We start from the raw sequence: 25328 nt of genomic DNA on the forward strand, positions 1-25328 counted from the left end.
CCGGCCGCGGCTGGCCGCGCCGTGGCCGGGAGCGGGTGCGCCCCGCGGAGCGGGCCGGGGTGGCGCGGGCGACGAAGCCCCTCTTGCTACCCCTCGCTCGTCGCCCGCGCCGTCACCCCCCGGTGCGTCCCCACTGCCCGAAGACTAGCCACCGCGCGCTCGCGACTCCGTCCGGTTTGATCGACTATCTCCCGCGGGCGCGGCACTTCTGCCGCTCTTTCTGCCGGTGCCCGGTCGCGCCCTGATCGACCGGTCAGGCCGGGGCGGTCGCGCCGTCCGCGGTCGGGGCCGACTCGCTGCTCCCGGCGGTGGCGCCCGGGTGGACGGCGTCCCGCACCCGGCGCAGGCCGTCGAGCAGGGCGTCCAGCGCCGCCGGCTCGAGCTGGCCGGTGAACCACTGCTCGATGATCCGCAGGTGCCCGGGCATGGTCTCGTCGAGCCGCTGCATGCCGGCGGCCGTGACCACCGCGTACGAGCTGCGCCGGTCGGAGGGGCAGGCGCGCCGGGTGAGCAGGCCGTCACGCTCCATCCGGTCGACCACCCGGGTGACCCCGCTCGTGGAGAGGGAGGTCTGCGCGGCCAGGTCGGTCATCCGCAGTTGGTTGCCCGGCGAGCGGGCGAGCCGGGTCAGCACCTCGAACTCGACGGGCGAGAGGTCGTGCTCCTCGAACTGGGCGGCGAACCGGGCCGACAGGCCGGCGTGCGCCTCGTAGAGCAGGCCGACGGCGGTGATCCGGGGATCGTCGAACGCGTTCTGGTTCACCTGTTCATCCTAGCAGTACTTGACACAGGGAATGTTGTTGGCTCTATAGTTGCTGCAACAGTCGTTGAGCAACTCAATCAAGCTTCCACGGAGGGCAGCTTCATGACCAGCAGCACCGCACCGGTTACCCGCGACTGGGACGGCCTCACCATCCCCAGCGCCGGCACCTACGCGCTCGACGCGGCGCACAAGCGCGTCGGCTTCGTCGCCCGGCACATGATGGTCAGCAAGGTACGCGGTGAATTCGCGGACGCCTCCGCCACCATCACCGTCGCCGACGACCCGCTGCAGTCCTCGGTGTCCGCGACCATCCAGGCCGCCAGCATCAACACCAACCAGGCCGACCGGGACGCGCACCTGCGCAGCCCGGAGTTCCTGGACGCCGAGGCATTCCCGACCCTGGAGTACCGCAGCACCGGCGTCAAGTCCCGCGACGGCAACGAGTTCGTCCTCTCGGGCGAGCTGACGGTCAAGGGCGTCACCCGCCCGGTCGACCTGGAGGTCGAGTTCGAGGGCGTCGGCCGCAGCCCGTTCGGTCAGGACATCTTCGGCTTCTCCGCCTCGGCCGAGATCGACCGCGAGGAGTTCGGCCTGACCTGGAACGTCGCCCTGGAGACCGGCGGCGTGCTGGTCGGCAAGAAGATCAAGATCGAGATCGAGGGCGAGGCCGTCCGCCAGGCCTGATCCGCCGTACCGCATCCGGGCCCGCGCCGCACCACGGCGCGGGCCCGATGCGTGTCCACGGGCAAGAGCACGGCCGGTGCGATTTGTCACGACTCATTCGCGGCCCGGTCCGCGTAGCGGGCCGTACGGGCTGGGTAGAGATGCCGCCGGGAGCGTGCTGGCCGGCCGGCTGCGGCCGTCCCGGCCGCTGGACAGCCGGGTTCCGCCTCTGGTCCCGGCGAGGTCGGCGCTCTTACCGTGGATGGTTCACCACGCGCATTCCGGGCCCGGCGCGGTCCCGACTGCGCCTCGCGCCGGGAGGAAACATGGGCAGGGACGTCGAGCAGGGCGCCTTCTCCCGGGAGGACCGGGTCCGTTACCGGCAGAAGGTCCGGCGGTGCCTGGACGTCTTCGCCCTGATGCTGGACGACTTCGGCTTCGACGCCGACCGCCCCATGACCGGGCTGGAGATCGAGCTGAACCTGGTCGACTCGTCCGCCGAGCCGGCGATGCGCAACGACCAGATCCTCGCCGACATCGCCGACCCGCTCTTCCAGACCGAGCTGGGGCAGTTCAACCTGGAGCTGAACGCGCCACCCCGGCTGATCGAGGGGTCGGGCTTTGCCGACTACGAGCGGGACCTGCGCGGCAGCCTCACCCGGGCCGACGAGCGGGCGACCCGGTCGGACGCGAAGATCGTCCTGGTCGGCATCCTGCCCACCCTCACCGAGCGGCACCTGGTGGTGGACAACCTCTCCACCAACGAGCGCTACCGGGTGCTCAACGACCAGATCGTCGGCGCGCGCGGCGAGGACATCGAACTCGACATCCGGGGTGTCGAGCGGTTGCAGACCCACACCGACTCGATCGCCCCCGAGGCCGCCTGCACCAGCCTCCAGTTCCACCTCCAGGTCGCTCCGGACAGCTTCGCCGACTACTGGAACGCCTCGCAGGCCATCGCCGGGGTGCAGGTGGCCGTCGGGGCGAACTCGCCGTTCCTCTACGGCCGGCAGCTCTGGGCGGAGACCCGGATCGCCCTGTTCCAGCAGGCCACCGACACCCGGCCGGACGAGCTGAAGGCCCAGGGCGTACGCCCTCGGGTCTGGTTCGGGGAACGCTGGATCACCTCGATCTTCGACCTGTTCGAGGAGAACGTCCGCTACTTCCCGCCGCTGCTGCCGATCTGCGAGGACGAGGACCCGGTCGAGGTGCTGCACGGCGGCGGCGTACCGGAGCTGGGCGAGCTGCGCCTGCACAACGGCACCGTCTACCGGTGGAACCGGCCGGTCTACGACATCATGAACGGCCGCCCGCACCTGCGGGTGGAGAACCGGGTGCTGCCGGCCGGCCCGACCGTGGTCGACATGCTGGCCAACGCCGCCTTCTACTTCGGCCTGGCCCGGGGGCTGGCCGAGGCGGACCGGCCGATCTGGAGCCAGCTCACCTTCAGCTCGGCGGAGGAGAACTTCCACGCCGCCGCCCGGCGCGGCATGGACGCCGTCCTGCACTGGCCCCGCCTCGGCGAGGTGCCGGTGACCAAGCTGGTCCTGGACGTCCTGCTGCCCAAGGCCGCCGCCGGGCTGGACCGGTTCGGGGTGGCGTCGGCCGAACGCGACCGGCTGCTCGGCATCATCGAGCAGCGCTGCCGGACGGGCCGCAACGGCGCCGTCTGGCAGACCGAGGCGGTCTGGGCGGCCGAGCGGCACCGGGGCATGGACCGGGACGCCGCCCTGCACCACATGGTGCAGCGCTACGCCGAGCTGCAACGCGGCAACGAGCCCGTGCACACCTGGCCGGTCGACTGACCGACCCGCCGGGGCGGGGCCCGGTGGTGGCGCCGCTGCCCGACACCCGTGAGGTCCGCCTGCGTCCCCTCAGCGGGTGCGGCGGCCGGACCGGGGACGGCGGCCGTCGGGCCCGCGATCCTCCGGGTCGGGGTCCAGGGACGCGGCGGGCTGCCCGTCGGACGTCGGCGCCGCCGGGTCCGCCCCGGAAGCCGGCGCGGCTGCTTCCCCGGTCGGCGCGGCTGCTTCCCCGGTCGGCGTGGCCGGTTCCCCGGCCCGCTCCGGGACGTCGGACGTCGGGCGAAGGGCGCCGGTGTCGGCACGGGCCGGGGTGCCGTGCTCCTCCGACACCGGGTGACCGGGCACGATGGACGGCTCGCCGGTGCGCTGCCGGGGCACCGTCACCGGGTCGCGCCCAGCGGCCCGCCGGGCGGCCCGCTGGGCGAGGGCGGCGACCAGGACGGAACCGCCGACCCCGACGATCACCGCGTACGGGGCGGTCAGGTGTGCCGACACCTGCTCCGGGCTGATCGCGGTCACCCTCGGCACCGCCAGGAAGTACGCGATCGCGACCAACAGGGGACCGGCCGCGCCCGAGGCGGCCGCCCCGACCCGCCGGTCGGGGTGCCGGGCGCTGCCCCGAGCGGCCAGGGCCCCGATCACCAGCGCTGAGCCGAGCGACAGCAGCGCCCCGGGCCAGTAGAAGTAGTCCCGGATCCAGAACCGTCCGTCGTCGGCGCTGAGCTGCCAGATGCCGAGTTGGGCGCTGGTCAGCCCGCGCCCCGCCAGCACCCCGTCAACCACGGCGACCACGGCGAGCAGCCAGAGCCAGCCCACGGTGGCGATCACGTTGTTGGCGGCGGCCCGCGAGCGCAGCGCCCAGACGGCGGCCGACACCCCGACCAGGACGCCGACCGCCGCGTACGCGGCGGCGACGTTCCGGGGGGAGGCGGTGTCCGCCGCCACGGCCGCCCGCGCCGGCACGGCCACCAGCAGCACGGTGACCAGCGCCCCCACCCCGGCGGCCACGGCGAGCGCGACGTGCCGGAGGAGGCCGTCGCCCGGCCCGGCGTCGGGCTCGACCGCCGTCGCGTCGTCGGGCACTCCGCCGGGCACCGGGGCGCGGTCGCGCAGCCGCTGGGCGCACACCGCGCCGAAGACCGTCGAGGTGGCCGCGATCCAGGTGGCCCAGACCAGGCCGGCCACCCAGGCGGTCGCGCCGGCGTTGGCGTCCGCCGGTGCCCAGTTGATGATGCCCAGCCCGTAGCCGAAGCCCAGTTGGGCCGCGCTCGCGCCGGCAGCGACGCCGACCGCGATCGCGATCGATCCTCCCCAGCCCCGTCTGGCCATGCCGGGGAGCGTAACGTCCCGTGCTCGGCGCGGCGAGTCGTCACGGTTCCGCCGGGGTGACCGCGACCGCGTCGGGCTTGGCGGGGGCGGGTACGGTCGCCGGTGATCGAGGCGGTGGACGGCATGACGGACGGGTACACGGGCGGGGGCGCCGGCGCGCGGGACGACGCCGGGGCGGGCCGGACGACCACGCTGCTCGGCGGCGGGCTGGCCGTCGTGCTGCTCGCCGCCGTCGGCGCGACGGGTGGGTGGCTCCTGGCCGGCGAGGATGAGCCACCCATCCCGTCGGACGCGGCGGCGGCCGCTCCGCCCACCGGCACCCGGAACGCCGCCCACCCGACGCCGGGGCGGTCGACGCCGGCGCGGACGAGCGCGCCGGCCCGCCCCGCCGGCCTGACGGTCCCCGAGGTGGTCGGGGAGGACTTCGCCGAGGCCCGCGACGAGTTGCGTGAGCGGCGGTTGGGCTGGCGACTGGTCTTCCTGGGCGGCGCGGGGCGGACGGTGGAGCGCGCCTCCCCGGCGGTCGGGACGCAGGTGCGGCCGGGGCGCACCGTGACGCTCTACGTGAGCGGTCCGGCCCCGGCCGCGACGGTGCCGGACGTGGTGGGCGACGACTGCGACGAGGCGGGGGACGACCTCGTCGACGAGGGCTTCTACCCGCAGTACGGTTCGGGTCGGACCGGTACCGTCACCCGTCAGGACCCGCCCGGCGACAGCACGGGCAGGTGGAACGACCAGGTGTCGGTCTGGTGCGGTGCGGCACCGGCGGGCTCGGGCTCCGCCACCCCGACGCCGTGACGGAGCGTCCGGCACGCTGATCCCGGCCGATGGCCGTCTGGACCGCTAGGTTGGCGGTCAGGGGCCACGAAGCCCGCCCGGGTCGGGAGAGGGACGTGCGATGAGCGAGCGTCAGCGAGCGAGTCATCGGCGCGGTGCGGTGGTGCCTCGTGTCGGCACGGAGCGAAGCGGAGTGCCGGCATGAGCGACGAACGCCAGGAACCGCCCGCCGGGGAACACGACGACCAAACCCGCCCGCTGCCCCCGTCCGGCGACCCGTCCGCCGGGCCGGAGCCGGCCGACCGCACCCAGCGGCTGCCCGGCCCGAAGGGCCCTCCGCCCGCCGGGGGCGACGCCACCCGGTCGATGCCCGTCGACCGCGCCGCCCCGCTGGACCGTACGGCCGCCATGCCGCCCGAGCGGTCCGGCCCGGCGGCCTGGTCCGGGCGCGCGGAGGTGCCGCCGCCCCGGCCGGCGGATCCCCGGGAGGCCGCCGAGTGGTACGCCGAGGAGCCCGGCGGGCGGCGCTGGTGGCTGCCGATCCTGTGGGGGGTGGTCGTGCTGCTGCTGCTCGGCCTGCTCGGGGTCGGGCTGTGGCTGGCCCTCCAGTCCGCGGACGACGACGATCCGGCCGTTCCGGGCCTGTCGCCCTCCCCGTCGGTCACCCGCGCGTCGCCGACGACCCCCGCGCCGACCTCGGCTGTCCCGACCACCCCCTCGCCCTCCGCGCCGCCGACCACCTCGGCGCCGGCGCAGGTGCCGATGCCGCCCGTGGTGAACCTGCCGCTGGCGACGGCGCAGGCGATCCTGGACGACCTCGGGCTGGGTCATCGGGTGGAGTACCAGGAGTCCGACCGCCCCGAGGGCACCGTGATCCGCACCGAACCGGAGGCCGGCGAACTCGTCCCCGACGGGGAGGAGGTCACCCTGGTGGTGTCCCGTGGCGCGGCGACGCCGACCGGCGGCGAACCCACGCCGACGACGGCCGGGCCGACCGCCACCAGGTGAGCCGCCGCTGACCGGGCGGCCCGGGACCGTCACCGCTCCGGGTGGTGCACGAACGAGCGGCGGCCGGCCGGGTCACCACATCCGGCGTCTGGTTCCGACCAGGCCGAGCCCGGCCAGCGAGATGGCCAGACCGAAGACCCCGGACCAGAAGAGGGAACGGCGGACGTCGTCCGGCGACTGCCGGGCGGCCTCGGCGGTGCCGTCCGACGATCCGGCCGGCACGTCGGTCCCGGGCTCGTCGGCGGCGCCTAGTGCGCCCGCTCCGTCCGGGGAGTACGGGGCGTCGAAGGCGTCCTGCCCGTCGTCGCCGGCCGGCGGGTCGTCGGCCACGGTGATCTCCGGTGCGGGGACCGGGGCGGTCAGCCGGGTGGTGGACGACAGGGCGGGGTCGCGGACCACGACCACGAGTGTCGTGGCGGCGCCGATCAGCGCCAGGATTCCGAAGGCGTAGGCGATGCGGGAGCGGTGGTGCCGCCGCGCGGCGGACTGATTGACCATGGCCATCCCAGGTTCGGGGTCCTGGACGCGCGGGGTGGAACCTGCCGGGGTGGGCGTACCTCATTCTATGGCGGGGCACGCCCCCCGGCTGCCGATCGCGGAGGTCAGCCCACCCGGAGCGGGGTGCGGGCGACGGGCCGGCGCGGTGCCCGCACGGCGTGCGTACGGGGCTCAGGAGCCGCCTGCAGTTGGCGCAGACCCTCCCGCTGGACGAAGATCGACCGCCGGTTGACCGCGTCCCCCGAGGCGTTCAACTCGTAGCCGTCGAGCCAGATCCAGCCGTCGTAGGTCGGCCAGTCGAGCACCCGGATGACCCGGAACGTGATGGGCCTGAGGAACTGGACACTCGCCGCGCGAGTCACGTGCAGTACGTCACCGGAGCGGGGAAGCACATGGGCTCCTGGGAAGGGTCGGCCGGCGGACGGGCCGGCGGGAGCGGGTCGGGGGACGTCTCGGTGGCCGGCCACGGGGGTCGTGCCCTCGTGGACCGGTGGTGCGGGCGGTGGTGGTCGGGCCGTACCCGCTGGTGGCGAACCGCCACCCGACCATCACCCGGCTGCACCGGGTACCGCTCCCGCCGCCACAGCCAACTGGCGTGCAGCGGCGGGGTCATCAACCCGGGGCAGGTCTGGTTGTCGAAGGCCGGGCGGCCCCACCGGCGCGCGTCCCGGAGCCCGTGGGTTCACCACGGCGGGGGAGCGGACGGAGACGGTGAGTAACCCGTGCCATACGCACAGAGTGCATCAGCGACGTGCTTCATGCAAGTTGCACGTCGACTTTTGCCGATACGCGAGCGGCGCGCGCAAGCGGCGCTTGTAGCCGTTCACGTATCGGCGGCACACTGGGGTCCGGTTTCGCCCGTCGCGGCCGGCCGATGACCGGCACCACCCCCTCGCCGCGAACGACGCCCGCCGTTCGACGGTCGCGCCCCCGGCGGGCGACGGCAGCGGCGCGCGCGACGCGGAGGTGGGCCGGTGAGGGCCGACAGCCGGTGGTCCCGACCAGCGGACGGGGTGGTGAGGGCGTGAGCGAGCGGCGCAGCCCGACCATCCGGCGCCGCCGCCTCGGCGCGGAACTGCGGCGGCAGCGGGAGGCGGCCGGGATCACCATCGAGGTCGTCGCCGAGCAGCTGGAATGCTCGGCGTCGAAGATCTCGCGGATCGAGACCGGTCACACCACGGCGACGCCGCGCGACGTGCGGGACATGCTCCGGATCTACGGGGTGGTGGGCGCCGAGAGCGACGAGTTGGTGCAGATCGCCCGGGAGGCGCGGCAGAAGGGCTGGTGGCACCCGTACAGCACGGTGCTGGTCGGCGCGTACGTCGGCCTGGAGGCCGCGGCCAGCTCGATCCGCGCGTACGAGCAGCAGGTGGTGCCCGGCCTGCTGGAGACCGAGGCGTACGCGAGCGCGATGATCCGCGCCGCGCGGCCGGACTTCACCCCTGACCAGGTCGCACAACGTGTCCGTGTCCGGCTCGGCCGTCAGTCGTTGCTGACACAGGATGATCCGGTCGATCTGTGGGTGGTGCTCGATGAGGCGGTGGTGAGCCGTCCGGTGGGTGGGGACGCGGTCATGCGTGACCAGCTCAACCGGCTGGTCGAGGTGGCGGAACTGCCGAACGTGACGCTGCAGATCCTGCCGTTCGAGGTGGGGGCGCACGCCGGCATGGACGGGACCTTCACGATCCTCAGCTTCCCCGAGCCCGGTGATCCGGATGTCGTGTACGCGGAGAACGCCACGGGTGGGCTCTTCCTGGAGAAGAGCGACGAACTGCAGAAGTACAGCTTCATCTTCGATCACGTCCGAGCGGCGGCCATTCGTCCGGAGGAGTCCATCGCACACATCGCGAAACTGGCAGAGGAGCCGTTGTGGAAATGGCGACCAAGGGGTTCCCCGTGGACCTGACGCAGGCAGCGTGGTTCAAGAGCTCGAAGAGCGGGCCGAACTGTGACAACTGCGTGGAGGTGGCTTACGTGACGGGGGCGGTCGGCGTGCGGGACTCGAAGGACAAGACGGGTCCGGCCCTGGTCTTCGCCCCGGGCGACTGGCACGCCTTCGTCGCCGGCGCCAAGGGCGGCGGCTTCGGCCGGGACTGACGCGACCGGGAGGTGAGGCGGTGTCCCCGTCCGGCGGGCAGCCGGGCGGGGGCATCGCCGTGCCCGCGTCCGGTCCGGCCGCGAAGAAGCCCGGCCGTCCCGTCGCCACATCGGGCCCGTGTCGTTGTACCCCTCGATACGGCGCTGGTCGACAACCCGCCGCACGAATCGCAACCGAACGAGGCAGGCGAGACGGATGACGACGATCGGGTCAGACAACCTCACCAACGGGCCGGGCAAGCCGGAGCGCTTCGGGGGCAAGTACCGCGGGGCGCGCCGGGACACCGTCCTGACCGAGGTGGTGTCGACCGACACGGAGGTCGGTGGCCGGGAGGCCACGACGGCCGCATCGGAGCAGGCGGGGCCGCTTTCCCTGCCGTCGCTGGATCCGAACCCGTTGACCGAGCCGTCGTTCCCGCCGGGCGGCTGGTCGATGGAGCCGGCCGAGTCGCTGGCCGACCACCCGCTGCTCCGCGGGTTGCTGATGGAGTTGCCGCCGAAGGGCAGCGTCCCGCCGCCCGGGTGGCTCGACCGCTGGTTCGAGGCGACCCGGGCGATCCTGGAGCTGCTATACGTGCAGGGCCCCGGCCGCTCGCGGTGACGCCGGCCGGGGCGGCGCGGCCCGCTCGGCGAGGCGGCTGTGCCGCAGCGCGTGGCGTACGCCGATGGCGGCGACCGCCAGCACCCCGACGGTGATCGCCGGCCCGGTCGCCCCGGGCCCGAACAGCGGTTCCGGGGCGCTCGCCGCCGCCACCGCGGGCAGGATCGCCAGGCCCGTGACCTGCAACGGAAGCCCGACCAGCGGGTGCGCCGCAGCGGCCCGGAGGCCGTGCGGGGCCGGGGTCCCGGGTGCCGCGGCGAACGCCCCCGCGCCCGCCCGCAGCCGGCGCACCCGGCGCACGGTGCAGGCCGCGACGACGAGCGCGGGCGCGGCGGCGAGGGTGAGGCCGGCGGCGGCCCGGTCCGCCGGGGTCGCGCCGGCGCCGGAGAGCCCGGCAACCAGCACGGCGGCCGTCAGGCCCAGGCCGGTCAGGGTCAGGGCGAGCACCCATCCGGTACGCCGGCGCAGGGCGCGGGCGCTGTCCAGCCGGGGCATCCCGTCCGCCAGCCAGCCGGCGGCGAGCCAGACGGCGGCCAGCGGCGCCAGTACGGTGAGGTGACTCTCCATGACGGAGAGCATTGCCCGTTCCCGACGCGCGCGAATCCGGGGCCGGCCCCCGTTCCTCCCGTAACGGCGTCCCGTAGGGGGCATCCTCCCGGTGTTATAGGGAAGTCGACATGTTTGTATCCCGATGACACCGCTCTACCCTCAGCTCGATCGGCACTCATCGATTATCGCCACGGACGTCGATGATCGGGTGCCGGTCGGAGGGAGGTAGAAGATGGGTCTTCCACGCAGGTCCCTACTCGTCGGGGTGGCCACCATGGCCATGGTGGCCGCCGCCACGCCCGCCATGGCCGCCGAGCCCGTCGGCACGATCCGGGCCGCGGGCGGCGCCACCGCCGTGGCCGACAGCTACATCGTCGTCTTCAAGGACACCGCGGTCGCCCGCGCCACCGTCGGTGACACCGCGCAACGGCTGGTCGGCCGGCACGGCGGCACGGTGGCCCGCACCTACGGCGCCGCGCTGCGCGGCTTCGAGGTCCGGGTCGGCGCTGGGGCCGCCGCCCGGATCGCCGCGGACCCCGCCGTGGCGTACGTCGAGCAGAACCACACCGTGTCGATCGCCGGCACCCAGACCAACCCGCCGTCCTGGGGCCTGGACCGGATCGACCAGCGGGCGCTGCCGCTGGACAACTCCTACACGTACCCGAACACGGCGAGCAACGTGCACGCCTACATCATCGACACCGGCATCCGGTTCAGCCACAGCGACTTCGGCGGCCGGGCCACCTCCGGCTTCGACGCCGTCGACGGGGGCTCGGCCGACGACTGCAACGGGCACGGCACGCACGTCGCCGGCACCGTCGGCGGCTCGGCGTACGGGGTGGCGAAGGGCGTCCAGCTGGTCGGCGTCCGGGTGCTCAACTGCCAGGGCAGCGGCACGAACGCCGGCGTCATCGCCGGTGTCGACTGGGTGACCCAGAACGCGGCCAAGCCGGCCGTGGCCAACATGAGCCTCGGCGGCGGCGCGAACAGCACGCTCGACACCGCCGTGCGGAACTCCATCAACTCGGGCGTGAGCTACGGCCTGGCGGCCGGCAACGACTCGGGCGGGAACGCCTGCAACACCTCGCCCGCCCGGACCGCCGAGGGCATCACCGTCGGCTCGACGACCAACACGGACGCCCGGTCCTCGTTCTCCAACATCGGCACCTGCCTGGACATCTTCGCGCCCGGCTCGTCGATCACCTCGGCGTGGTACACCAGCGACTCCGCCACCAACACGATCAGCGGCACCTCGATGGCGACGCCGCACGTGGTCGGCGCGGCGGCCCTGGTGGCCAGCGCCAACCCGTCCTGGACGCCGCAGCAGGTCCGCGACTACCTGGTGAACAACGCCACCAACAACGTGGTGGGCAACCCGGGCACCGGCTCGCCGAACAAGCTGCTCTACGTCGTCAACGACGACACCCCGCCGACCAACGACTTCTCCGTCTCGGTCTCGCCGACCTCCGGCTCGACCGCGCCGGGCGGCTCGGTGACCGCCACGGTGGCCACCGCCACCACCAACGGCTCGGCCCAGTCGGTGAGCCTCTCCGCGAGCGGGCTGCCGTCCGGGGCGACCGCCTCGTTCAGCCCGGCCACTGTCACCTCGGGCGGTTCCTCGACGCTCACCATCAGCACCTCGGCGAGCACGGCGCCCGGCACCTACACCGTTACGGTGACGGGCACGGCGGCCTCCGGCAGCAAGAGCGTCACCTACTCGCTGACCGTGACCGGCACCGGCGGCGGCTGCTCCGGCACCAACGGCACCGACGTCGCGATCCCGGACACCGGTGTCACGGTGAGCAGCTCGATCCCGATCTCCGGGTGCGCCCGCAACGCCTCGTCGGCCTCGACCGTCGCGGTGAACATCGTGCACACCTACCGCGGTGACCTCGTCGTCGACCTGGTCGCTCCGGACGGCTCGTCCTACCGGCTGAAGAACAGCAACATCTGGGACGGCGCGGCCAACATCAACACCACCTACACGGCGAACCTGTCGAGCGAGGCGGCGAACGGCACCTGGCAGCTGCGGGTGCGGGACGTCTACGCCGGCGACAGCGGCTACATCAACACCTGGACCCTGACCCTCTAGGCGCAGTGCAAGGAAGGGCCCCTTCCTATCGCCTGGTGCATAGGAAGGGGCCCTTCCTAACGTCTGCCGGTTCTCCGGTCAGACGGCGAAGGTGGACGGCCGGTCGGCGGCCGGGGGCGGCGGGACCGCCTTCCACAGGCCGGTCTTCTGCCCGGCGAGCCGGGCCAGGTAGGCCGGGTTGAGGATCACGTACCGGCGCCACAGCCGCTTCGGCTCCAGGCCGAGGCGCCAGAACCACTCCAGGCCGGCCCGCTGCATCCACGGCGGTGGCTGGCGCAGCAGCCCGGCGTGGTAGTCGAAGGCCGCCCCGACCGCCATCAGCGGCATGTCCAGCAGCGGCCGCATGGCGTACGCGAAGACCTCCTGGCGCGGGCAGCCCAGCCCGACCAGGACGAGCCGGGCGCCGCTGGCCTTGATCCGGTCGGCGATCTCGACGTCCTCGCCCGGCTGCACCGCCCGGAACTTGGACGGCTCCACGCCGGCGATCTTGAGGGCCGGGAACATCCGCTCGAGCGCCGGGATCAGCTTCGCCAGGGTCTCCTCCGTCGAGCCGTAGAGGTAGACCGGGAGGCCCTCGTCGGCGAACCGGGAGAGCACGTGCAGGGTGAGCGTGGGCCCGTAGACCCGGTCGGTGAGCCCGGCGCCGTGCAGCAGGTTGAGCGCCCAGCGCACCGGCTGGCCGTCGGGGGTGACCACGTCGAAGGAGTTCAGCCGGGCGTTGTGCGCCGGGTCCAGCACCCCGGTCATCACCCCGTGCACGGCCAGCGCCGTCAGCGCCAGCGGGCGGCGCTCCTGCGCGGCCGCCACCACCTGCTCGGTCGCCGCGGCGTAGTCGGTGGCGTCGACCAGGACGCCGAGGACGTTCCGCTTGCCCCTGGCGGTCATGCTGCTGGCACCCACTTGTCCACGTTGGCCTCGTAGATCTCGCGCATGATCATGGGAACGTCGTAGACCTGCTTCCATTCCGGGTAGTCGGCCTGGAATGCCTCGTTCGAGCCGATCCACCACTTGTGGTCGCCGATCCGGTTGGCCTCGACGTACTCGGTGACCATCTCCTGGCCGGTGATCTGCTCGGCGAGCGCGAACGCCTCCCGGTTGGAGGTGTTGGAGTGCCGGCCGCCGCCGAGGTTGTAGACCGCCGCGGAACGCGGGTTGCGGAAGAACGCCTCGAACGCGGAGACCACGTCCGAGCTGTGGATCGCGTCCCGCACCTGCTTGCCCTGGTAGCCGAAGATCTTGTACGTCCGGCGCTCCATGTTGGCGCGCATCACGTACCCGAGGAAGCCGTGCAGCTCGGTGGCCGAGTGCGCCGGCCCGGTCAGCGTGCCGCCCCGGAAGCAGGCCGTCCGCATGTCGAAGTAGCGGCCGTACTCCTGCACCATGACGTCGGCCGCGACCTTCGAGGCGCCGAAGATCGAGTGCAGGCAGCCGTCGATGGACATGTCCTCGCGGATGCCCTGCTCGTACGGGTGGCCCGGCTCGATCTCCCACCGGGTCTCCAGCTCGACCAGGGGCAGGCTGTTCGGTCGGTCGCCGTAGACCTTGTTGGTGGAGCAGTGGATCACCGGCGCCCCGATGCAGTGCTCGCGCACGTTCTGCAGGACGTTGAGTGTGCCGGCGGCGTTGACGTCGAAGTCGGTGAACGGGTCGCGCACGGCCCAGTCGTGCGACGGCTGGGCGGCGGTGTGGATCACCACGGCGACGGCGCCGGCGTACCGCTTGAAGAGCTTGCCCAGCGCGGCCCGGTCCCGGATGTCGATGCTGTGGTGCGAGTACGCGCTCCCCAGTTCGTCGGTCAGGCGCCGCACGTTCCAGGCGGTCGAAGCCTCCGCGCCGAAGAACTCCTGCCGCATGTCGTTGTCGATGCCGACGACGTCGAGACCGAGGCCGGCGAAGTGCCGGACCGCCTCGGAGCCGATCAGCCCGCCCGACCCGGTCACGAATGCGACACTCACACGCCACTCCTGGTCCTCGGAGGCAGAATCCATCGGAGCATAGCGTGACGTACGGCACGGCCCCGATACGCCGCGAGGGCCCCGCATCGCTGCGGAGCCCTCGCGTGTTGGTGGGGAAGGGGGGAGTTGAACCCCCACGCCCTTTCGGGCACACGGACCTGAACCGTGCGCGTCTGCCATTCCGCCACTTCCCCGTGGCCTGACCTCGAACACTGTAGTCTGTGCCGGTCCTGCTGTCTCCAGCGGGCCCCGGACATCCTACGCTGTCCGTGATCATTGCGTCGATCGGTTACCGTCCGTCGAGGCGGTACCGTTCTCGGCGGACGAAAGACTAGCACGACGACAACGGCCCCATCGAACGGGCCGCCGCCAGCCGGCCGAGCGGCGTGTGAGCTGCGGGCGCTCCGGCCGGATACCATCATGTCCTCGGGACCCGAGGAGGAGCCGGTGAGCGTGCTGCAACGCTTCGAGAAGCGTCTGGAAGGCCTGGTCGAGGGAGCCTTCGCCAAGGTCTTCAAAGGGGTGGTCCACCCCGTGGAGATCCTCAACGCCATGCAGCGGGAGGCCGAGGCGCACAAGGCGATCCTGGCCGGTGGGCGCACGTTGGTGCCCAACCGCTACGTGATCGATCTCTCGCCCTACGACCACAGTCGGCTGGCGCCGTACGCTGCCGCGCTGGCCCAGGAGCTGGCCCAGTCGCAGGCGGAGTTCATCGGCGAGCAGGCCTGGACGGTCTACGGCGACGTGATCGTCGAGATCGAACGCGGCGAGGGGCTGGACACGGGCATGTTCCGGGTCACCGCCGAGGTCTACACCGGCGGTGAGGTCGCCCCGGTCTCCGCGCCCGGCTACGACGCCGGCCCGCCCGCCTACCCGGCGTACGACCAGGGCGGCGGCTACGGCCCCCCGCCCGGCCACGGCGGCAGCCGCAACGTGCGGCTGGTCTCCGGCGACGGGCGCACCTATCCCCTCCAGATGGGCTCGACCGTGATCGGCCGCGGCGACCAGGCCAACCTGCGCCTGCCCGACGTCGGCATCTCGCGGCGACACGCCCGGCTGGACTTCGACGGCGGCCAGGTCGTGCTGACCGACCTGGGGTCGACCAACGGCACGATGGTCAACGGCCAGCGGGTCTCCGCCGTCGCGCTCAACCCCGGCGACATGATCCAGCTCGGCACCACGACGCTGACCTTCCGCGTGGACGGCTGATCCGCCTTGCCGGAACTCGTCATCACCGTCGCCCGGTTCGGGTTCCTCATCCTGCTGTGGATCTTCGTGTTCACCGTGGTCGGCGTGATCCGCCGGGACCTGTTCGCGGGGGCCCGGTCGGGCCGGCTGGTGGCCGCCCCGCGGGCGGTCGGGGCCTCGCTCGGGCAGGCGGCGAAACCGGCGAAGGCGAAGCGGGGCAGGGCGGCGCACCAGCTCGTGGTCACCGCCGGTCAACTGGCGGGGACGCGGATCACCCTCGGCGAAGCGCAGATCACCATCGGTCGGGCCGAGGACTCCACCCTCGTCATCACCGACGACTACGCCTCGGCACGGCACGCCCGGCTGGTGCCGCGCGACGGGCAGTGGTTCGTCGAGGACCTCGGCTCGACTAACGGCACCTACCTGGATCGCGCTAAGGTCACCGGACCAACCCCCGTCCCCCTCGGCGTGCCGATCCGGATCGGCCGCACTTCTCTCGAATTACGGCCATGACTCTGACCCTGCGCTATGCGGCCCACAGCGACCGCGGTCTGATCCGAGACGGTAACCAGGATTCCGTCTACGCCGGACCGCGGCTACTCGCCGTCGCCGACGGCATGGGCGGCATGGCCGCCGGTGACGTCGCCAGCAACATCGTCATCGGTGCCATGGCGCCGCTCGACGAGGACGTCCCGGGTGACGCCCTCGTCGACGCGCTGCGTTCGGCCGTGGGCACCGCCAACCAGCAGCTCCGCGACACCGTGGACGCCAACCCCCAGCTGGAGGGGATGGGCACCACGCTCACCGCCACCCTCTTCTCCGGCAGCAAGCTGGGCATGGTCCACATCGGCGACTCGCGGGCCTACCTCCTGCGCAACGGCGAGTTCGCGCAGATCACCAAGGACGACACGTACGTCCAGATGCTCGTCGACGAGGGCCGGATCAGCGCCGAGGAGGCGAGCAGCCACCCGCAGCGGTCGCTGCTCACCAGGGCGCTGGACGGCCGCGACATCGACCCGGAATACAGCGTCCGCCAGGTGCTGCCGGGCGACCGCTACCTGATCTGCAGCGACGGCCTCTCGGGCGTGGTCAGCGCCGACACGATCGCCGACACGATGCGCGAGTACGCCGACCCCCAGCAGTGTGTGGAGCGGTTGGTGCAGCTCGCCCTGCGCGGCGGCGGGCCGGACAACATCACGGTGATCATCGCGGACGCCACCGACCAGGACATCGTCGAGGCGAGCCCGATCGTCGGCGGCGCCGCCGCCCGCGACCGGGGCATGGCGACCTCCGCCGACGTCTCCACCCCCGCCGCCCGCGCGTCGGCGCTCAACGCCCCGCGGCCCCCCGCTCCCGAGGAGCCCGCCGGCGACGACGACGAGCCGGACCGCCCGAAGCGCCGCCCGGTGCGCGCCGCCGCGGCGACGCTGGCGCTGCTGGTGCTCCTCGGCGGGGCCGTCTTCGGCGGCTGGAGCTACACCCAGCGGCAGTACTACGTCGGGGCGACGGAGGAGGGCCAGGTCGCGGTGTTCCGGGGCATCCAGGGCGAGATCGCCGGGATGGACCTCTCCACCGTGCACTCCACCAGCCCCGCCGACCTGGACGACCTGACCCTGGCCGCCCAGGAGCAGGTGAAGCAGGGCATTCCGGCCAAGAGCGAGCCGGACGCCGAGCGTCGGCTGGCCGAGCTGACCAGCGACAGCCCGACCAACCCGAACCTGAAGCCGATCTGCCCGCCCAGCCCGAGCGCGGTGGCCATCACCACTCCGACGCCGACCGCCGGTGCGGCGACGCCGACGCCGACGGCCAGCACGAGCCCGGCGGCCGGTAGCCGTTCGGCGACGCCGGCCGCGCCGACCACCACGCCCGAAGCCACGCCCTCCGACGCCGTCTCGCCGACGCTCGACCCGGCCGCCTGCCGGTCGCCGGAGTGAGCGTCGGCTCGAATCGGAGGACGATCCGTGACCGCAGCGGCCATCCCGGCACCCTCGCCCGCCACCACGGGCGAGCAGCCCGGCGTGCGCCTGGCCCGGTCCCGGCGTAACGCGGAGCTCTCGCTCCTGCTGCTGGCCATGGTGCTGGTGGCCGCGTACGGGGCGATGGTCGAGGCGAACGTGCTTGACACGGTCACCGCCGACTTCTGGCTGCCGGCCGCCGCGCTCACCGCGGTCTTCCTCGGCCTGCACCTGGTGATCCGGTTCCTGGCGCCCTTCGCCGACCCGGCCCTGCTGCCGGCCGTCGCCCTGCTCAACGGCATCGGGGTGGGCTTCCTGCGCCGGCTCGACCTGGGCAGCGCCGCCCCCGCCGAGCGGGCGGACCTGGCCGTCTTCGCCGGCAACGGTGGCCGGCAACTGGCCTGGACGCTCCTCTCGGTGATCCTCGCGGCGGGGCTGCTCGTCGTGATGCGCGACCACCGCTCGATCTCCCGCTACGCGTACACCCTGGGGCTGGCCGGCATCGTGCTGGTGATGATCCCGGCGGTGCTGCCGAGCCGGTTCTCCGAGATCAACGGCGCGAAGCTGTGGATCAAGTTCGGCGACAGCTTCTCGATCCAGCCCGGTGAGTTCGCCAAGCTGGCGCTGCTGGTCTTCTTCGCCTACTACCTCGTGCGCAAGCGCGAGGTGCTGTCGCTGGCGAGCCGCCGCTTCCTCGGCATCGACTTCCCGCGCGGGCGCGACCTCGGCCCGGTGGTCGCGGTCTGGCTGGTCAGCGTCCTGGTCCTCGTCTTCGAGAAGGACCTGGGCACCTCGCTGCTCTACTTCGGCATGTTCGTGGTGACGCTCTACATCGCCACCGAGCGGGTCAGCTGGCTGCTCATCGGCCTGGTGCTCTTCTTCGGCGGCGCCTATCTGGCGTACGTCCTCGGCGACCTCGTCGGCGGGCCGTTCGCGAACTTCTACCTGCGGGCGCAGATCTGGCTGGACCCGTTCGCCGATCCCTACGAGGACGGCTACCAACTGGTGCAGGGCCTGCTCGCGCTCGGCACCGGCGGCATGTTCGGCGCCGGGCCGGGCGGCGGTCAGCCGGGCAAACTGCCCGAGGTGCAGAACGACTTCATCTTCGCCGGCATCGGCGAGGAGATCGGGCTGTTCGGCCTCTCCGCGCTGCTCGTCGTCTATCTGCTGATCGTCGAGCGGGGGCTGCGGGCGGCGCTGGCGGTCCGCGACTCGTTCGGCAAGCTGCTGGCCGGCGGCCTGGCGTTCACCCTCGGGCTCCAGGTCTTCGTGATCGTCGGCGGGATCAGCAAGCTCATCCCGCTGACCGGCCAGACCACCCCGTTCCTCTCCGCCGGCGGCTCGTCGCTGATGGCCAACTGGCTGCTCATCGCGGTGTTGCTCCGGATCTCCGACGGGGCCCGCCGGCCGGTCGGCGGCGGGGGCGGCAAGGCGGCCCGACCGTCCGGCGGCCCGCCGGAGCAGCTGCACGGTGCCCCCACGGAGGTGATCAGGCCGTGAACGCACCCCTGCGCCGCGTGGGCGTCGTCGTGATGGTCCTCTTCGGGTTGCTCTTCGCCAACCTGAACTGGATCCAGGCCTACAAGGCCGACGAATACCGCACCAGCGACTACAACGGCCGGGTCCAGGTCGCCGAGTACGAGCGCAAGCGCGGCAACATCGAGGCCGGCGGCACGGCCCTCGCCACCAGCAAGGAGACCAGCGGCGAGCTGAAGTACCAGCGCACCTACCCGGGCGGCGCCAAGTACGCGCACGTGCTCGGCTACAAGCCGGTCAACCTCGCCGACACCGGCATCGAGAAGTTCGAGAACGACTTCCTGGCCGGCACCAGCGACCAGCTCTTCATCGACCGGTTCAAGGACATGTTCACCGGCGACAAGACCGGCGGCGGCAACGTGCTGCTCACCCTCTCCAAGCGCGCCCAGGACGTCGCGTACGAGCAGTTGCGCAACAACCGCAACGACGTCCCGAGGGGCGCGGCGATCGCCATCGACCCGCGTACCGGGGCGGTGCAGGCGCTGGTCTCCATGCCCAGCTTCGACCCGAACCCGCTGACCGGTCACAACACCAACGAGGCGACGGCCGCGTACAACGCGCTGGAGCAGAACCCGAACGGCCCGTTGAAGAACCGGGCCATCGGCGAGGTGCTGCCACCGGGCTCCACCTTCAAGATCGTGGTGGCCGCCGCGGCGCTGGAGAACGGCATCGGGCAGGACACCAGGATCCCGGCCGGGTCCAGCTACACCCCGCCGACCTCGGGCACGCCGATCCGCAACGCGGCGGCGTCGATCTGCCCGGAGGACGAGGTCACCCTGATGAACGCGGTCACCGAGTCGTGCAACACGGGCTTCGCGCAGCTCGGCGTCCGGCTCGGCGCGGACAAGATCAAGGAGAAGGCCCGGCAGTTCGGCTTCGAGCAGGAGGACCTCACCGTCGGCCAGCTCGGGGAGGGCGGCCACCCGGTGGCGGCCAGCCGCACCGGCAGCATGGAGAACGCCGACGGCGGCGACGACCCCGCTGCGCTCGCCCAGTCCTCCATCGGCCAGCGCGACGTCCGGATGACCCCGCTGCAGGGCGCCCTGATCGCCGCCTCGGTCGCGAACGGCGGCAGCCAGATGCGCCCGTACCTCGTCCGCCAGCTCCTCGGCCCGGATCGCACCACCAGCTACTACACCGCCAATCCCCGGGAGCTGCGCCAGCCGGTTAGCGGCCAGGTCGCCGGCGACCTGCGGGAGATGATGGTCAGCGTCGTCGAGAACGGCACCGGCGAGAGCGCGCGGATCAGCGGCTACACCGTCGGCGGCAAGACCGGCACCGCGCAGTCCGCGCCCGACCGGCCGGACCACGGCTGGTTCATCGGCTTCGCGCTCGACAAGAACGGGAACCCGGTCTCGGCGGTCTGCGTCATGCTGGAGCAGGCCGGCCCGGGCGGCAGCGCCGAGGCGGCCCGGATCGCCGGGCAGATCATGCGCGCCGCCATCGCCGATCCCGGAGGCCGCTGACATGCTCAGCCCCGGGGTGCAGCTCGGCAACCGCTACCGCCTCGACGAGCGGATCGCCAGCGGTGGCATGGGCGACGTCTGGCGCGGCACCGACCAGGTGCTCGGCCGGACGGTCGCCGTCAAGAGCCTGCTCCCCGCGCTGCTCGACGACCCCGACTTCGCCGAGCGGTTCCGCGGCGAGGCCCGCACCATGGCGACGATCAACCACCCCGGCGTGGTCGACGTCTACGACTTCGGCAACGACCAGCAGATCGCCTTCCTGGTCATGGAGTACGTCGAGGGCGACGCGCTGTCGGCCACCCTGGCCCGGGTGGGCCGGCTCACCCCGGCCCGCACGATGGCGCTGGTCGCCCAGGCGGCCGACGCGCTGCACGCGGCGCACGTGAAGGGCATCGTGCACCGGGACGTGAAGCCGGGCAACCTGCTGGTCCGGCCCAACGGCACCCTGGTGCTCACCGACTTCGGCATCGCCCGGTCGGACCTGGTCGCCCAGCTCACCGCGGCCGGCTCGGTGCTCGGCACCGCCTCGTACATCTCCCCCGAGCAGGCCACCGGCGGCGTCGCCACGTCCGCGTCCGACGTCTACGCGCTCGGCGTGGTCGCGTACCAGTGCCTGGCCGGCCGGCGGCCGTTCGAGGGCGACAATCCCCTCGAGATCGCCATGCGGCACGTCCGGGAGGCCCCCCGCCCGCTGCCCGCCGACATCCCGCCGCAGGTCCGGGCCGTGGTGGAGCGGGCCCTGGCGAAGGACCCGGCGGCCCGCTGGCCCAGCGCCGCCGCGCTGGCCGGGGTGGCCCGGCAGTTGAAGGCCCAGCTCTCCCAGCAGGCCCGCGCCGGTGGCCGGCCGATCTCCGCGGCCCCGGCGTCGCCCGCCGCCCCGCCCGGCCGCGCCCAGGTGCCGGCACCGGCGGCGCACCCGCGGGTCGCCCCGCACCGGCCGCCGACCGCCGCCCCGCAGCCGCAGCGCCCGCCCGTGGCGGCACCCCGCCCGGCCGTCGCGCCGCACCGCCCCACGACCGTCGCGCCCGCCGCGTCGGTGCCCCGCCCACCCGTGGCCCCGCCCGGCTACCCGCGCGGCGCGGCGACCGTGCCGCCGGCCCGTCCGATGGCGTACGCGGGGCAGGCCGCCCCGCTGGCGCCCCAGCCCGGCGGGCGACGGTCCCGGCCCGGGATGGTGTTACTCGCCATCCTCCTGGCCGTACTGGTCCTCGTCTGCTCCGGCGTGATTTCCTACAACCTGCGGGAGCGGTCGCAGCAGTCCGGCGCGGTCACCCCGCAGACGGTGACGTTCGGCGTGCTGCGGCCCGACGGACGCGACGATCCGGCCCGGACGTCGTACCGTCGACAGGAACTGCCCCGGCCGGGCGGCGACGAGACGACGAGCGAAGGACGACAGACGCGATGACAGCGCAGGCCCGCCTGCTCGGTGGCAGGTACCAGGTCGGCGAGCTGCTCGGCTACGGCGGCATGGCCGAGGTGCACCGCGGTCGCGATCTCCGGCTCGGTCGGGACGTCGCGATCAAGATGCTCCGGACCGACCTCGCCCGGGACGCCACCTTCCAGATGCGGTTCCGCCGCGAGGCGCAGAACGCGGCGTCCCTCAACCACCCGGCGATCGTGGCCGTCTACGACACCGGCGAGGAGACCGCGCCGACCGGCGAGACGCTGCCGTTCATCGTGATGGAGTTCGTCAACGGGCGGACCCTCAAGGAGGTTCTCGGCGTCGAGGGGCGGCTCCAGCCGCGCCGGGCGCTGGAGATCTGCGCCGACATGTGCGCGGCGCTGGAGTTCAGCCACCGGCACGGCATCATCCACCGGGACATCAAGCCCGGCAACGTGATGCTCACCCAGACCGGCCAGGTCAAGGTGATGGACTTCGGCATCGCGCGGGCGCTGGCCAGCGGCGCCACCACGATGACCCAGACCAGCGCGGTGATCGGCACGGCGCAGTACCTGTCGCCCGAGCAGGCGCGGGGCGAGGCGGTCGACGCCCGGTCCGACGTCTACGCCGCCGGCTGCGTGCTCTTCGAACTGGTCTGCGGGCACCCGCCGTTCGTCGGCGACAGCCCGGTCAGCGTGGCCTACCAGCACGTGCGGGAGGCCCCGCCGACGCCGAGCGACATCAACCCGGACGTCAACCCGGCCGTCGACGCGATCGTGCTCAAGGCGCTGTCGAAGAACCCGCTCAACCGCTACCAGAGCGCCGGCGAGATGCGGGCCGACCTGCTCCGCGCCGCCGCCGGCCGCCCGGTGCTGGCCACCCCCGTGCTGCCGCAGGACGAGACGACGCGGGTCGTCCCGGCCGGTGCCGGCCACCCGGCCGCGCCCGGCGCACCGCAGACCCGGCAGATCCCGGCCCGGGTCGGCGACCCCCGCCGGCGTAGGGCGTCGTCCTGGCTCATCGCGACCTTCGCCGCGGTCGGCGTGCTCGCGGTGATCGCCCTCGTCGCCGCCCTGCTGAACCAGGGCGACGACAAGGTCACCGTTCCCACCGTGACCGGCCTGACGCAGCAGGAGGCGTTCACCCGGATCCAGCAGGCCAACCTGGTGCCCAGGGAGGGCGAGCAGCACTTCGACGCCAACTGCAAGAAGGGCCAGGTGGTCAACCAGACGCCGGCCGCCAACTCGGCCCTGGAACCCAACCAGGAAGTCGTCGTCCAGGTCTGCGGCGGCCCCGCCACGAAGGCCATCCCGCCCGCCCTCGTCGGCTCCACCTTCGAGAACGTGGAGGAGCGGCTGAAGAACGAGGGCTTCAAGGTCAAGAAGGAAGAGAAGGACAGCGCGCAGCCGGAGGGCATCGTCCTGGAGGTGTCGCCGACCTCGGGCACGCGGGTGGCGGAGGGAACCACGGTCACCGTCACCGTCTCCAAGGGCAACGTCGGCCGGGTGCCGAACGTGGTCGGCTCCACCGAGAAGGATGCCAAGGACGAGCTGAAGGCCGCCGGCTACGACGTCGACGTCGAGCAGGGCCGGGAGGTGCCGGCGGCCGAGGCCGGGCGCGTCCTCTCGCAGGACCCACAACCCGGGCGCAACCTCGCGAAGGGCAAGACGGTGACGATCGTGGTCAGCGTGCCGCAGGCCGAGCCGACGCCGTCCGACTCGCCGAGCCCCACGCCCAGCAACACACCACCCTCCGGCGGTGGCGGCGGCTTCCCGCTGTTCCCGACCACCCCACCGGCCCGGCTCTCCGAGCAGTGACCCCCCGGCGGGTGACGCCCCGCCGGGATCCGTCGGCCGGGCGTTTGCCGGCGAGGTCCGTCGACGGTGGCGGATGCTCGCCCGGTTCGGGCCGTGCTGCGCACAGAGAGGACAAACGGGTGGATGCGAGGGTTCCCGCCGGACGTCACTCGTGAGAGGGGCGACGGGCCCGGCGGGTCCGGTGAACCTGTGGCGGCGACGCCTGACCCGCGCGGCGGTTCCCGCTCTGGCCGCGCTGCTGCTCGCCAGTCTTCCCTGGCTGTGGACCACGGTCGCCGCCCACGGCCACGTGTACGACGAGGCCGGTGCGCCGGCCGCCGACGTCGTGATCGTCCTGGGCACCGCGGTGGCGGCGGACCGACGCCAACCGGGCGACCGGCTCACCGGCCGCCTCGAAACCGCCGCCGAGCTGGTGCACAGCGGGCGGGCGCGGGTGGTCCTCGTGTCGGGCGACGGGGGTGGCACCTCCGGTGACGAGCCGGCGGTGATGACCTCCTACCTGACCGAGCGGCTGGGTGTCGATCCGCGTCGCGTCGTGGCCGACCCGTTCGGGCTGGACACGTACGACAGCTGTGCCCGGGCGCGCGACGTGTACGGGATCGAGCGGGCCCTGGTCGTGACCCAGTCCTACCACCTGTCCCGGGCGGTCACGCTGTGCCGACACCTCGGCCTCGACGCCGACGGAGTGACCGCTCGCTGTCCCGGCTGCGGGCCCGCCCTGCTCGTGGGGAAAGCGGTCCGGGACTACTTCGCCAGCGGCAAGGCGGCATGGGACGCGGTGCGACGCAGGCCGCCCGCGGTCCGCTCGCCGACCGACCCGGCGGTGCAGGACGCGCTGAAGGGCTGACCACGCCCTTCGCGGGTTCCGTCGAGGGTCGGGGCTCGGCGTGGACAGTCCTGCCGCTCAGCCGGCGGCGAAGGCGGCGCGGCGGCGCGCGTCCACCTCGGCGGCCAGCTCCGGGGCCCGATCCAGCGCCTCGGGGTGACCGCAGGCGGCGAGCCAGTTCGCCAACATGAGGTGGCCGCCCTCGGTGAGTACGGACTCGGGGTGGAACTGGACGCCCTCGATCGGCAGCGTCCGGTGGCGCATCGCCATCACCACCCCGGAGCCGGTCCAGCCGGTGACCTCCAGCTCCTCGGGCAGCGTCTCGGGCAGCACCGCGAGCGAGTGGTAGCGGGTGGCGGTGAACGGGTCCGGCAGGCCGGCGAGCACTCCGACGCCCTGGTGGCGGACCTCGGAGGTCTTGCCGTGCAGCAGCTCGGGGGCGCGGGTCACCGTGGCGCCGAATGCCTCGCCGATCGCCTGGTGCCCCAGGCAGACGCCGAAGATCGGCAGCTCGCCCGCGTACCGGCGGATGACGTCGAGGCAGATGCCGGCCCGGTCGGGGCTGCCCGGACCGGGCGACAACAGGACGCCGGCCGCGCCGGCCCTGCCCACCTCGGCGACCTCGATCTCGTCGTTGCGCCGGACCTCGCAGTCCACGCCGAGCTGGCCAAGATACTGCACGATGTTGAACACGAACGAGTCGTAGTTGTCGATCACCAGGACACGCATCAGGGGGCTCACTCGTCCGGGGAGGGGGGCGGGGTGTTGTTCCGTTCGGTGTCGTACGGCAGGTCGTGCCCGTCGCCGGGCGTCGCCTCCCCGTCGCCGGGCACCACGCCGACGTCGCCGGGTTCGCCGGACTCCTGCGTGACCTGCACGTCGTCGAAGGGCAGCAGGGGCTCGGCCCAGGGGAAGACCACGTACCAGAGCAGGGCCACCATCGCGCTGGCGATCAGCAGGCTGCCGACGAGCTTGCCGGGCAGACCGAAGGGGAGCTTGCGCCAGATCCAGCCGTACACCGC

Annotated in this window: 25 protein-coding genes and 1 tRNA gene; 16 read left to right on the forward strand and 10 right to left on the reverse strand. The window is 73.1% G+C overall.

Translation table 11 applies throughout. The features are described 5' to 3' along the window. Positions 1-253: 253 nt before the first annotated feature. A complete protein-coding gene (locus ACGF5G_RS06850) occupies positions 254-763 on the reverse strand; it encodes a MarR family winged helix-turn-helix transcriptional regulator (RefSeq protein ID WP_393259619.1) in 510 nt (169 codons plus the stop codon). 102 nt (positions 764-865) lie between these two features. Here ACGF5G_RS06850 and ACGF5G_RS06855 point away from each other — a divergent pair, with 102 nt between their 5' ends. Further along, positions 866-1447: a YceI family protein gene (locus tag ACGF5G_RS06855; protein WP_393259621.1), complete on the forward strand. Its 582-nt coding sequence runs from the start codon at positions 866-868 to the stop codon at positions 1445-1447. Positions 1448-1752: 305 nt separating this feature from the next. Further along, a complete protein-coding gene (locus tag ACGF5G_RS06860) occupies positions 1753-3231 on the forward strand; it encodes a glutamate--cysteine ligase (RefSeq protein WP_393259623.1) in 1479 nt (492 codons plus the stop codon). Between the two features lie 69 nt (positions 3232-3300). On the opposite strand, the gene ACGF5G_RS06865 is transcribed toward ACGF5G_RS06860, so the two are convergent. Continuing rightward, positions 3301-4560: a hypothetical protein gene (locus tag ACGF5G_RS06865; RefSeq protein WP_393259625.1), complete on the reverse strand. Its 1260-nt coding sequence runs from the start codon at positions 4558-4560 to the stop codon at positions 3301-3303. Positions 4561-4683: 123 nt separating this feature from the next. On the opposite strand from ACGF5G_RS06865, the gene ACGF5G_RS06870 reads away from it, so the two are divergent. Both ACGF5G_RS06870 and ACGF5G_RS06875 read left to right on the forward strand, forming a co-directional pair. Further along, entirely contained in the window at positions 4684-5358 is a 675-nt protein-coding gene (locus ACGF5G_RS06870; RefSeq protein ID WP_393259627.1) for a PASTA domain-containing protein, read from the forward strand. Between the two features lie 180 nt (positions 5359-5538). After that, positions 5539-6345 (forward strand): PASTA domain-containing protein, encoded by an 807-nt coding sequence (locus ACGF5G_RS06875; RefSeq protein WP_393259629.1) that lies wholly within the window; start codon positions 5539-5541, stop codon positions 6343-6345. A gap of 72 nt (positions 6346-6417) precedes the next feature. Here ACGF5G_RS06875 and ACGF5G_RS06880 read toward each other — a convergent pair whose 3' ends face one another. Continuing rightward, the gene (locus tag ACGF5G_RS06880; RefSeq protein WP_393259631.1) at positions 6418-6849 is read right to left on the reverse strand and encodes a hypothetical protein; all 432 of its coding nucleotides are present in this window, start codon (positions 6847-6849) and stop codon (positions 6418-6420) included. A 98-nt stretch (positions 6850-6947) separates the two neighbouring features. After that, entirely contained in the window at positions 6948-7235 is a 288-nt protein-coding gene (locus ACGF5G_RS06885; protein WP_357450074.1) for a hypothetical protein, read from the reverse strand. 632 nt (positions 7236-7867) lie between these two features. Between ACGF5G_RS06885 and ACGF5G_RS06890 the strand changes: the two genes are divergently transcribed. From ACGF5G_RS06890 to ACGF5G_RS06900, 3 genes are all read left to right on the forward strand, one after another. Next, positions 7868-8749 carry a helix-turn-helix transcriptional regulator gene (locus ACGF5G_RS06890; RefSeq protein WP_350702337.1) on the forward strand — a complete coding sequence of 294 codons (882 nt, stop codon included), beginning with the start codon at positions 7868-7870 and terminating at the stop codon, positions 8747-8749. Further along, positions 8719-8940 (forward strand): DUF397 domain-containing protein, encoded by a 222-nt coding sequence (locus ACGF5G_RS06895; RefSeq protein WP_350683267.1) that lies wholly within the window; start codon positions 8719-8721, stop codon positions 8938-8940. The genes ACGF5G_RS06890 and ACGF5G_RS06895 overlap by 31 nt, the downstream gene beginning before the upstream one ends. 196 nt (positions 8941-9136) lie before the next feature. Beyond that, on the forward strand, positions 9137-9541 hold the full coding sequence (locus ACGF5G_RS06900; RefSeq protein WP_393259633.1) for a hypothetical protein: 405 nt from the start codon (positions 9137-9139) through the stop codon (positions 9539-9541). On the opposite strand, the gene ACGF5G_RS06905 is transcribed toward ACGF5G_RS06900, so the two are convergent. Further along, a complete protein-coding gene (locus ACGF5G_RS06905; RefSeq protein WP_393259635.1) occupies positions 9509-10108 on the reverse strand; it encodes a hypothetical protein in 600 nt (199 codons plus the stop codon). The two genes, ACGF5G_RS06900 and ACGF5G_RS06905, sit on opposite strands and share 33 nt — an antisense overlap. Positions 10109-10322: 214 nt before the next feature. Between ACGF5G_RS06905 and ACGF5G_RS06910 the strand changes: the two genes are divergently transcribed. Continuing rightward, positions 10323-12182, forward strand: a complete 1860-nt coding sequence (locus ACGF5G_RS06910) for a S8 family serine peptidase (protein ID WP_393259636.1) — start codon at positions 10323-10325, stop codon at positions 12180-12182. Positions 12183-12260: 78 nt separating this feature from the next. On the opposite strand, the gene ACGF5G_RS06915 is transcribed toward ACGF5G_RS06910, so the two are convergent. From ACGF5G_RS06915 to ACGF5G_RS06925, 3 genes are all read right to left on the reverse strand, one after another. Next, the gene (locus ACGF5G_RS06915) at positions 12261-13067 is read right to left on the reverse strand and encodes a WecB/TagA/CpsF family glycosyltransferase (RefSeq protein WP_393259638.1); all 807 of its coding nucleotides are present in this window, start codon (positions 13065-13067) and stop codon (positions 12261-12263) included. Next, complete coding sequence (locus ACGF5G_RS06920) at positions 13064-14137, reverse strand: NAD-dependent epimerase/dehydratase family protein (RefSeq protein WP_393259640.1); 1074 nt, start codon at positions 14135-14137, stop codon at positions 13064-13066. The genes ACGF5G_RS06915 and ACGF5G_RS06920 overlap by 4 nt, the downstream gene beginning before the upstream one ends. A 108-nt stretch (positions 14138-14245) precedes the next feature. Next, positions 14246-14331 (reverse strand) — tRNA-Leu (locus tag ACGF5G_RS06925). 226 nt (positions 14332-14557) lie between these two features. On the opposite strand from ACGF5G_RS06925, the gene ACGF5G_RS06930 reads away from it, so the two are divergent. From ACGF5G_RS06930 to ACGF5G_RS06965, 8 genes are all read left to right on the forward strand, one after another. Then, on the forward strand, positions 14558-15346 hold the full coding sequence (locus tag ACGF5G_RS06930; RefSeq protein WP_091100240.1) for a DUF3662 and FHA domain-containing protein: 789 nt from the start codon (positions 14558-14560) through the stop codon (positions 15344-15346). 6 nt (positions 15347-15352) lie between these two features. Continuing rightward, complete coding sequence (locus ACGF5G_RS06935) at positions 15353-15838, forward strand: FHA domain-containing protein (protein WP_111134465.1); 486 nt, start codon at positions 15353-15355, stop codon at positions 15836-15838. Beyond that, positions 15835-17259, forward strand: coding sequence for a PP2C family protein-serine/threonine phosphatase (locus tag ACGF5G_RS06940; RefSeq protein ID WP_393259642.1), 1425 nt, complete (start codon positions 15835-15837; stop codon positions 17257-17259). Before ACGF5G_RS06935 ends, ACGF5G_RS06940 begins: the two co-directional genes overlap by 4 nt. 84 nt (positions 17260-17343) lie before the next feature. Then, entirely contained in the window at positions 17344-18780 is a 1437-nt protein-coding gene (locus tag ACGF5G_RS06945; RefSeq protein ID WP_393260650.1) for an FtsW/RodA/SpoVE family cell cycle protein, read from the forward strand. Next, positions 18777-20282 (forward strand): peptidoglycan D,D-transpeptidase FtsI family protein, encoded by a 1506-nt coding sequence (locus ACGF5G_RS06950; protein ID WP_393259644.1) that lies wholly within the window; start codon positions 18777-18779, stop codon positions 20280-20282. Before ACGF5G_RS06945 ends, ACGF5G_RS06950 begins: the two co-directional genes overlap by 4 nt. A gap of 1 nt (position 20283) precedes the next feature. Then, entirely contained in the window at positions 20284-21687 is a 1404-nt protein-coding gene (locus ACGF5G_RS06955) for a protein kinase (RefSeq protein ID WP_393259646.1), read from the forward strand. Continuing rightward, positions 21684-23480 carry a Stk1 family PASTA domain-containing Ser/Thr kinase gene (gene pknB, locus ACGF5G_RS06960; protein ID WP_393259647.1) on the forward strand — a complete coding sequence of 599 codons (1797 nt, stop codon included), beginning with the start codon at positions 21684-21686 and terminating at the stop codon, positions 23478-23480. Before ACGF5G_RS06955 ends, pknB begins: the two co-directional genes overlap by 4 nt. A gap of 181 nt (positions 23481-23661) precedes the next feature. Continuing rightward, complete coding sequence (locus ACGF5G_RS06965) at positions 23662-24327, forward strand: vancomycin high temperature exclusion protein (RefSeq protein ID WP_393259649.1); 666 nt, start codon at positions 23662-23664, stop codon at positions 24325-24327. Between the two features lie 57 nt (positions 24328-24384). On the opposite strand, the gene ACGF5G_RS06970 is transcribed toward ACGF5G_RS06965, so the two are convergent. Next, positions 24385-25035 (reverse strand): aminodeoxychorismate/anthranilate synthase component II, encoded by a 651-nt coding sequence (locus ACGF5G_RS06970; protein ID WP_393259651.1) that lies wholly within the window; start codon positions 25033-25035, stop codon positions 24385-24387. A gap of 8 nt (positions 25036-25043) precedes the next feature. Next, on the reverse strand, positions 25044-25325 hold the full coding sequence (locus ACGF5G_RS06975; protein WP_350702311.1) for a hypothetical protein: 282 nt from the start codon (positions 25323-25325) through the stop codon (positions 25044-25046). Positions 25326-25328: the final 3 nt, after the last annotated feature.

The sequence above is a fragment of the Micromonospora sp. NPDC047730 genome, assembly GCF_043204765.1.
Classification (GTDB): Bacteria; Actinomycetota; Actinomycetes; order Mycobacteriales; family Micromonosporaceae; genus Micromonospora.